5 protein-coding genes are annotated in these 8309 nt (G+C 73.3%); 1 reads left to right on the top strand and 4 read right to left on the bottom strand.

Features of this window, described 5'->3' with window-relative positions; all coding sequences use genetic code 11:
* Positions 1-34 precede the first annotated feature (34 nt).
* Positions 35-1444, bottom strand: a complete 1410-nt coding sequence (locus ACOV8S_RS18625) for a malic enzyme-like NAD(P)-binding protein (protein WP_448318948.1) — start codon at positions 1442-1444, stop codon at positions 35-37.
* A gap of 632 nt (positions 1445-2076) precedes the next feature.
* Between ACOV8S_RS18625 and ACOV8S_RS18620 the strand changes: the two genes are divergently transcribed.
* A complete protein-coding gene (locus ACOV8S_RS18620) occupies positions 2077-2940 on the top strand; it encodes an LPXTG cell wall anchor domain-containing protein (protein ID WP_448318947.1) in 864 nt (287 codons plus the stop codon).
* An 87-nt stretch (positions 2941-3027) separates the two neighbouring features.
* Here ACOV8S_RS18620 and ACOV8S_RS18615 read toward each other — a convergent pair whose 3' ends face one another.
* The 3 genes from ACOV8S_RS18615 to ACOV8S_RS18605 form a co-directional block, all read right to left on the bottom strand.
* Positions 3028-5394 carry a HelD family protein gene (locus ACOV8S_RS18615; RefSeq protein ID WP_448318946.1) on the bottom strand — a complete coding sequence of 789 codons (2367 nt, stop codon included), beginning with the start codon at positions 5392-5394 and terminating at the stop codon, positions 3028-3030.
* A 39-nt stretch (positions 5395-5433) separates the two neighbouring features.
* Positions 5434-6591, bottom strand: coding sequence for a uroporphyrinogen-III synthase (locus ACOV8S_RS18610; protein ID WP_448318945.1), 1158 nt, complete (start codon positions 6589-6591; stop codon positions 5434-5436).
* 135 nt (positions 6592-6726) lie between these two features.
* Entirely contained in the window at positions 6727-8112 is a 1386-nt protein-coding gene (locus ACOV8S_RS18605; protein ID WP_448318944.1) for a nitrate/nitrite transporter, read from the bottom strand.
* Positions 8113-8309 lie beyond the last annotated feature (197 nt).

The following is an 8309-nucleotide window of genomic DNA, read 5'->3' as shown; positions in this document are numbered from 1 at the left end:
GGCCCGGCAGGGCGGTGGGCGGAACCCGGGCGGGTCAGCCCTGGACGGACTCCGCGGCGCGGCGGACCGCCCCCGCGACCGCCCCGGCGACCTTGTCGTTGAAGACGCTCGGGACGATGTAGTTCGCGTTCAGCTCGTCCTCGGTGACCACGTCGGCCAGCGCCGTCGCGGCGGCCAGCATCATGCCGGTGTCGACCGTGCGGGACTGCGCGTCCAGCAGGCCGCGGAAGACGCCGGGGAAGACCAGCACGTTGTTGATCTGGTTCGGGAAGTCGGAGCGGCCGGTGGCGACCACCGCGGCGGTCTGCCGGGCGACCGCCGGGTCGACCTCCGGGTCCGGGTTCGCGAGCGCGAAGACGACGGCGTCGTCGGCCATCGCGGCCACGTCGGCGCCGTCCAGGACGTTGGGGGCGGAGACGCCGATGAAGACGTCCGCGCCGCGCACGGCCTCCTTGAGGGTGCCGGTGAGGCTCTCCGGGTTGGTGTTGTCGGCGATCCAGCGCAGGGCCGAGCCGGGCTCGGCGTCGACCAGGTCGTGACGGCCGGCGTGCACCACGCCGTGGATGTCGGCGACCACGGCGTTCTTCACGCCGGCCGCCAGCAGCAGCTTCAGGATGGCGGTGCCGGCCGCGCCGGCGCCGGACATGACGACGCGGACGTCGCCGATGGACTTGCCGACCACCCGCAGCGCGTTGGTGAGCGCCGCCAGCACCACGATGGCGGTGCCGTGCTGGTCGTCGTGGAAGACCGGGATGTCCAGGGCCTCGCGCAGGCGGGCCTCGATCTCGAAGCAGCGCGGGGCGGAGATGTCCTCGAGGTTGATGCCGGCGAAGCCCGGGGCGATCGCCTTGACGATCTCGACGATGGCGTCGGAGTCCTGGGTGTCCAGGCAGATCGGCCAGGCGTCGATGCCGGCGAACCGCTTGAAGAGGGCGGCCTTGCCCTCCATCACCGGCAGGGCGGCCTTGGGGCCGATGTTGCCGAGGCCCAGCACGGCGGAGCCGTCGGTGACCACGGCGACCGCGTTGCGCTTGATGGTCAGGCGGCGGGCGTCCTCGGGGTTCTCCGCGATGGCCATGCACACCCGGGCCACGCCGGGCGTGTAGACCATGGAGAGGTCGTCACGGTTGCGAATGGGGTGCTTCGACGCCATCTCGATCTTGCCGCCGAGGTGCATGAGGAACGTACGGTCGGAGACCTTGCCCAGCGTGACGCCCTCGATGGTGCGCAGGTTCTCGACGATCTCGTCGGCGTGCGCGGTGGAGGTGGCGGCGATCGTGACGTCGATCCGGAGCTTCTCGTGCCCCGAGGCGGTGACGTCGAGGCCGGTCACCGAGCCTCCGGAGGACTCCACGGCGGTGGTGAGCTGCGACACGGCGGTTCCGCTCGCAGGCACCTCCAGCCGGATGGTCATCGAGTAGGAGACGCTGGGCGCCGTTGCCATGGCGGAGTTCCTCTGCTTTCGCGTGTACTGCGTGTACTGCTGTTGTTCGCCGTGCCGCAGGTGCGGCCGCCGCTGCCGCCGCGAGGCCGGGCGTCGTCGCCGAAGGCGGGCGGCGGGCGGTGGCGGAATCGAATCTGCCGTCCGATCGTCGCACCTACCGACGAGTAGGCGTTAGTCGGGGGAGGTTCGTCACAGTTCACCCGGAAGGCGCCGGAAAGGCCGCGTCCGTCCGCCCGCGACCGCGTCCGGGAACGACGAGGACCCATGCCGCCCGTGGGTGACATGGGTCCCTGATTCCCTGAAGTGGAGAGGTGACACCGACCCGCCATGCTCGCCTCGCGGCAAGTGGTCGCTCGTAGCGACGAAGGTTGGGCCCGGGGGCTTGGATCGGGCCGGTGTCACGTTCAAGGCTAACAAACGCTTCCGGCCACGCCAGGGGCGCGGGCCCTTTTTCGCCACCGTGGCCGATGATCACCGGACGGCCCATAAACCTTCCGTTACGCAATCGTTGTCCGGAACAAAGCGGGACAAGGCAGTCAACTGATCCTTTCGCGCCTTGACCGTGATCACTTAGGGACAGGAAGCTCGCTCTCTCGGCCACACTCATCCGCTTCTGTGCCAGAGGTGCCCCCATGTCTCACCGCTCACTTCCCCGTTGGGCCTCCGCGCTTCCCCTCGCGGCGACCCTCCTGCTCGCCGGCGCGGCCGTCCCCGCCGCCGCCACCGGCGCGGAGAACCACACCGAGCAGATCCGCCAGGACCTGCCCATCACGGCCGGCGGCTTCGAGAACGGCGACTGCCCCACCGTTCCCGCCGGCAAGGACGGCTGGCACTTCGTGCTGCCGGGCAACGACACCGTCTTCACCAAGCTGACCGTCACCTTCGAGCCCGGTGGCGAGCAGGTGATCACCGACTTCGGCCCGCCGAGCGACAAGCACGCCTACGCGGCCTCCGAGCCGGGCGCCAAGCTGGTCGCGGCCGTGGCCGAGACCGAGGGCGCGGACGTGAAGTACTTCAACCTCTCCCACACCTGTCCCGCCTCCTCCGCCCCGGAGCAGCCGGGCGAGGAGAACCCGGGCGAGGAGAACCCCGGGGAGGAGAACCCGGGCGAGGAGAACCCCGGCGAGGAGCAGCCGTGCCAGGAGCAGGGCGGCTCCGGCGACCAGAAGGACTGCGAGGAGCAGCCGTGCGAGGAGCAGCAGGGCGGCTCCGGCGACGGGCAGGACTGCCAGACGCCGCCGTGCACCGGCACCGGTGACGAGCAGGACTGCGACGAGCAGCCCGGCGGCGGCACCGAGGGCGGCGCCACCGGTCAGCCGACCGAGGCCCCGACCGGCGCCGAGCCGACGCAGGAGGCGACCGCCGCTCCCGCCGAGGGCGACCTGGCCGAGACCGGCGCCGGCCCCGCGGTCGGCCTGGCCTTCGCCGCGGCGCTGCTGCTGGCGGCCGGCGGCGCGATCGTGATCCGCAACCGCCGCGCCGGCTCCGGCAGCTGACGCCCCGCACACGCCAGGAGGCCCGGACCGCGCTCGCGGTCCGGGCCTCCTCCCGTCTCCGGGGCCGTGCGGGCCCTGCGGGACCGGTCAGTCCCGCAGGAGGTCCGGCACGCCGTCGCCGTCCGGCTCGTCGCGTTCCCCGGAGACGACGGTGAGCTGCTGGGTGGCGCGGGTGAGGGCCACGTACAGGACCCGCAGGCCGGCCGGCGACTCGTCGGCGATCTCGGCCGGGGAGACGACGATGGTGGCGTCGTACTCCAGGCCCTTGGCCTCCAGGCTGCCCAGGGCGACCACCCGGTCCCCCAGTCCCTGCAGCCAACGGGCCGCCTCCTCGCGGCGGTTCATCGGCACGACCACGCCCACGGTGCCGTCGACCAGCGCCAGCTGCCGCTCCGCCTCGGCCCGCACGGTGGGTCCGAATCCGCCCGTGGCCACCGCGAACCGCGGCCGGACGCCGGTGGAGCGGACCGCGGTGGGCGCCTCGGCGCCCGGCATGGCCAGCGCCAGCACCCTGGCGGCCAGCTCCGCGATCTCGGAGGGGTTGCGGTAGTTGACGGTGAGGGTGAACCGCCGCCGCGGCCGGGTGCCCAGCGCCTCGTCGCGGGCCTGGGCGGCCTCGTCGGGGTCGGACCAGGAGGACTGCGCCGGGTCGCCGACCACCGTCCAGGTGGCGTGCCGCCCGCGCCGCCCCACCATCCGCCACTGCAGCGGCGTCAGGTCCTGGGCCTCGTCGACGATGACGTGCGCGTACTCCACCCGTTCCTTGGCGAGGCGCTCGGCCCGCTCGCGCTGGGTCTCCTCGCGCTGCGGCATCAGCTCCTCGAGGCCGGTGAGCTGGTCCAGCGGGTCGAGCTCGCGCTTGCGGCGGGGGCGCACGGGCACACCGAGCACCGCCTCCAGCTCGTCGAGCAGGGCGATGTCGTGGACCGTGAGCCCGTCGCGGCGCAGCGACCTGGCGACCTTGCGGATCTCGCCCGGGTTGAGGACGCGGCGCGCCCATCGGCCCAGGCGTCGCTCGTCGGCCATCGCGGTGAGCACCGCGCGCGGGGTGAGCTCGGGCCACCAGGCGTCGAGGAACTCGATGAACGGGTCCTCGGTGGTGACGTCCTCGTCGAAGGAGGACCGCAGTTCGGCGGCGAGCTCCGGGTCGCTGTGCCGGGAACCGGCCCCGGACTTCTGCCACAGCGCGTCGAGCAGCAGCTTGCGGGCGCGCGGGCGCAGCAGGTTGACCGGGGCGGTGCCGCCGAGGGCGGCCTGGCGGATCCGCTCCAGCTCGCCGGCCTCCAGCTCCAGGCGGCGGTTGAAGGCGACCACCCGCAGCCGCTCGGGGCACGGGACCTCGCCGGTGCCGCCGGGGCCCAGTTCCAGGGCGCCGCGGGCGGCCTTCCGCAGCACCTTGAGCATCCGGTAGGAGCCCTTGACCCGGGCGGCGGAGGGGGAGTCGTGCAGGGTGGCCTCGACGCCGTCGACGAGCGAGCCGATCGCGCGGACGGCGACCTGCCCCTCCTCGCCGAGCGAGGGCAGCACGCCCTCGGTGTAGGCGACCAGCAGCGGTGTCGGGGAGACGATCAGGATGCCGCCCGCGTAGCGCCGCCGGTCCTGGTAGAGCAGGTAGGCGGCACGGTGCAGGGCGACGGCGGTCTTGCCGGTGCCCGGTCCGCCCTCCACGTAGGTGACGGAGGCGGCGGGGGCCCGGATCACCTGGTCCTGCTCGGCCTGGATGGAGGAGACGATGTCGCGCATGGTGTGGCCGCGGGCGCGGCCCAGCGCGGCCATCAGCGCGCCGTCGCCGATGACGGCCAGTTCGCGGCCGTCGAGGTGGGCGGTGAGCTGCGGGCGCATCAGGTCGTCCTCGACGCCGAGCACCTTGCGGTTGCGGGAGCGGATGACGCGGCGGCGCACCACCCGGCCCGGGTCGACGGGGGTGGCGCGGTAGAACGGGGCGGCGGCCGGGGCGCGCCAGTCGATGACCAGCGGCGCGTAGTCCTCGTCGAGGACGCCGATCCGGCCGATGTGCAGGGTCTCGGCGATGTCCGCGGTGTCGTCCTCGCGGATCGCCTCGTCGGCGGGCTCGACGGAGGTGTAGGCGCCGTCGGGGCCCTTCTTGCCGTCCTTGCCCAGCAGCATGTCGATGCGGCCGAAGAGGAAGTCCTCGTACTCGTTGTTGAGCCGGTTGAGGTGGACGCCGGCCCGGAAGACCTGCGCGTCGCGTTCGGCGAGCGCGCCGGGCGTGCCGACGTGGCCCTTGCGGGCGGCGTCCCGCATCAGGAACTCCGCCTCGGAGATCTTCTCCTCGAGGCGGACGTACACGCGGTCGAGATGTTCCTGCTCGAGGGCGATCTCGCGTTCTCTGGCGGAGTCCCCCGCCGCGTCGCCGCCACTCTCGCTGCTCGTGCTGCGAGCCGCGTCGACCGCGTTCCCCTTTTGTGCCTGAGCGGCCACCGGTGTCCCCATTCATGCGTACTGGCGGCCGTCAACAGTACGCGACCTCGATCAATTCGCGTACTTGGTATCCGCCGCGGGGTCCAGGGCGAGACGGTAGCCGCGCTTGACGACGGTCTGGATGAGCTTGGGGGCGCCCAGGGCGGTGCGCAGCCGGGCCATCGCGGTCTCCACGGCGTGCTCGTCGCGGCCCGCTCCGGGCAGGGCGCGCAGCAGGTCGGCGCGGGAGACCACCCAGCCCGGGCGGCGGGAGAGGGCGCGCAGCAGTGCCATGCCGGCCGGGGGGACGGGCCGCAGCTCGCCGTCGACCAGCACGGCGTGGCCGCGGATCTCGACGCGGTGCCCGGCGACCGGCAGGGCGCGGGCGCGGGCCGGGAGGTCCTGGCACAGCAGCTGGACCAGCGGGCCGAGCCGGAACCGTTCGGGCTGCACGGTGTCGACGCCGTGGGCGTGCAGCGGCAGCGCGGTGACCGGGCCGACGCAGGCGGGCAGCACGTCGTGGGCGAAGGCCTCGAGCAGGGCGGGGAGCTGACCGCGGGCCTCGGCGCGGGCGAGCAGCGAGGCGGCGGCCGGCGCGCTGGTGAAGGTGACCGCGTCCAGGGTGCGGGCCAGCGCGGCGTCGAGCAGCCGGTCGACGGGGCCGAGGTCCTCCGGCGGCATCCACCGGTAGACGGGCACCCCGACCACCTCGGCCCCGGCCTCCCGCAGCGCCTCGACGAAGCCGGGCAGCGGTTCGCCGTGCAGCTGGATGCCGACGCGGCGCCCCTCGACCCCTTCGGTCAGCAGCCGGTCCAGGACCTCGGCCATCGACTCCGAGGCGGGCGACCACTCCTCGGTGAGCCCGGCGGCCCGCACCGCGCCCTTGACCTTGGGTCCGCGGGCCAGGATGCGGACCGTGCCGAGGACCTCGAGGAGGTCGCCGCCGAGCCCCCAGCCCTCCGCGGCCTCCACCCAGCCGCGGAAGCCGATGGCGGTGGTGGCGACCACCACGTCGGGGGCGCGGCGCAGCAGCTCCTTGGTGGCGGCGAGGAGTTCGCCGTCGTCGGAGAGCGGCACGATGCGCAGGGCGGGGGCGTGGACCACGTTCGCCCCGCGGCGCTGGAGGAGCGCGCCGAGCTCCTCGGCCCGGCGGGCCGCCGTCACGCCGACGGTGAAGCCGGCCAGCGGGCCGTGCGCGGCCTCCGGCTGCTGCTGTTCCTGGTCTTCCATCCGGCTCTCGTCCCGCTCTCGTCCCGCATCGAACCGCTGTCGATTCCCCGCGCGCCGCCGAGGGGCCGCGCACGGAACCGAGCCTGTCAACGGTGCGTGACAGGCTCGGATCTTCCTCATTTCGGCGCCGTTACGTCACACCTCGGCATAGCTGAGCTGCGGCTTCACCTCGCCGTCCACCTGGGTGCCGGCCTCCGTCGGCGCGGAGGCGGCCGGACGCCGAAGGTATACCGCCCAGGTGACGAGGATGCAGACGGCGTAGACCGCGAGGAAGGAGAGGAAGGCGCCGGTGCCCGAGCCGGAGGTCATGAACGACTGGCGGAACGCCAGGTTGATGCCGACGCCGCCGAGCGCGCCGACCGCGCCGATCAGCCCCATGGAGGCGCCGGAGAGCCGCCGTCCGTAGGCGTCCGCGGCCTCGCCGCGCAGTCCGCGGGCCAGCGCCTTGCGGTGGAAGATGCCCGGGATCATCTTGAACGTCGACCCGTTGCCCAGCCCCGTCAGCACGAACAGCACGACGAAGGCGCAGGTGAACGGGGTGAGCGAGCCGGCCCGGCCGGCCACGACGAGGACCACGGTGGCGACGGCCATCGCGAGGAAGGTGGCCAGGGTGATGCGCGCGCCGCCGAACCGGTCGGCGAGCCGGCCGCCGACGGGGCGGATCAGCGAGCCGAGCAGCGGGCCGACGAAGGTGACGCCGGCCGCCTCCAGCGGGGTCCGGCCGAACTGGGTCTGCAGCACCATGCCGAAGGCGAAGCTGTACCCGATGAACGAGCCGAAGGTGCCGATGTAGAGCACCGCCATGATCCAGGTGTGGCCGTCCCTGGCCGCGTCGAGGGCCGCGCCGGTGTCGTTGCGGACCGAGGCGATGTTGTCCATGTACCTCCAGGAGAGGGCCACGGCGACCAGGATCAGCGGGATGTAGACGCCCAGCAGCAGCCGGGGGCCGCCGCCGGCGCCGATGACGGCGAGCGCGACCAGCTGGATCACCGGCACGCCGATGTTGCCGCCGCCCGCGTTCAGGCCGAGCGCCCAGCCCTTGCGGCGGAGCGGGAAGAAGGCGTTGATGTTGGTCATGCTGGAGGCGAAGTTGCCGCCGCCGACGCCGGCCAGCAGGCCGACCAGGAGGAAGGTGGAGAAGGAGGTCCCCGGCTCCATCACCGTGAACGCGGCGACGGTGGGGACCAGCAGCATGCTCGCGGAGATCACCGTCCAGTTCCGCCCGCCGAAGACGGCGACCGCGAAGGTGTACGGCACGCGGACGACCGCGCCGACCAGGGTGACCATCGAGGTCAGCAGGAACTTGTCGGCCGGGGTCAGGCCGTACTCCGGTCCCATGAAGAGGACCAGCACGGACCAGAGCGTCCAGACGGAGAACCCGATGTGCTCGGAGAGCACGGAGAAGGCCAGGTTCCGCCGGGCCACCCGCTCCCCCTTCTCCTTCCAGAACGTCTCGTCCTCCGGATCCCAGTGCTCGATCCAGCGACCGGACCTCTTGTTCGCGACGGGGGCTGTGCGCATGACGCCTCCACGGTGGCTCACCGACTGACGTCACCGACGCTAGGCAGCCCGCGTTTCGGCCCCCGGCGCGTGCCGGTGACCGCGGTGGAACGTTGCACTCACCCCGGCGGCGCGGCGCCTGAGAGGTCCGCGGACGGGCGACGGCCGTGAACCTCCCGGCCGCCGGGTGCTCACCGCACGGCGGGGCGGCTCCTCAC

The sequence above is a fragment of the Streptomyces sp. CO7 genome, assembly GCF_053474865.1.
This window is presented reverse-complemented; position numbering and strand designations above follow the sequence as displayed.

Bases quoted from the DNA above. Each gene is read 5' to 3' on its own strand.
- ACOV8S_RS18605 (WP_448318944.1), bottom strand. From the start codon at position 8,112: ATGCGCACAGCCCCCGTCGCGAACAAGAGGTCCGGTCGCTGGATCGAG.
- ACOV8S_RS18615 (WP_448318946.1), bottom strand. From the start codon at position 5,394: ATGGGGACACCGGTGGCCGCTCAGGCACAAAAGGGGAACGCGGTCGAC.
- ACOV8S_RS18625 (WP_448318948.1), bottom strand. From the start codon at position 1,444: ATGGCAACGGCGCCCAGCGTCTCCTACTCGATGACCATCCGGCTGGAG.
- ACOV8S_RS18620 (WP_448318947.1), top strand. From the start codon at position 2,077: ATGTCTCACCGCTCACTTCCCCGTTGGGCCTCCGCGCTTCCCCTCGCG.
- ACOV8S_RS18610 (WP_448318945.1), bottom strand. From the start codon at position 6,591: ATGGAAGACCAGGAACAGCAGCAGCCGGAGGCCGCGCACGGCCCGCTG.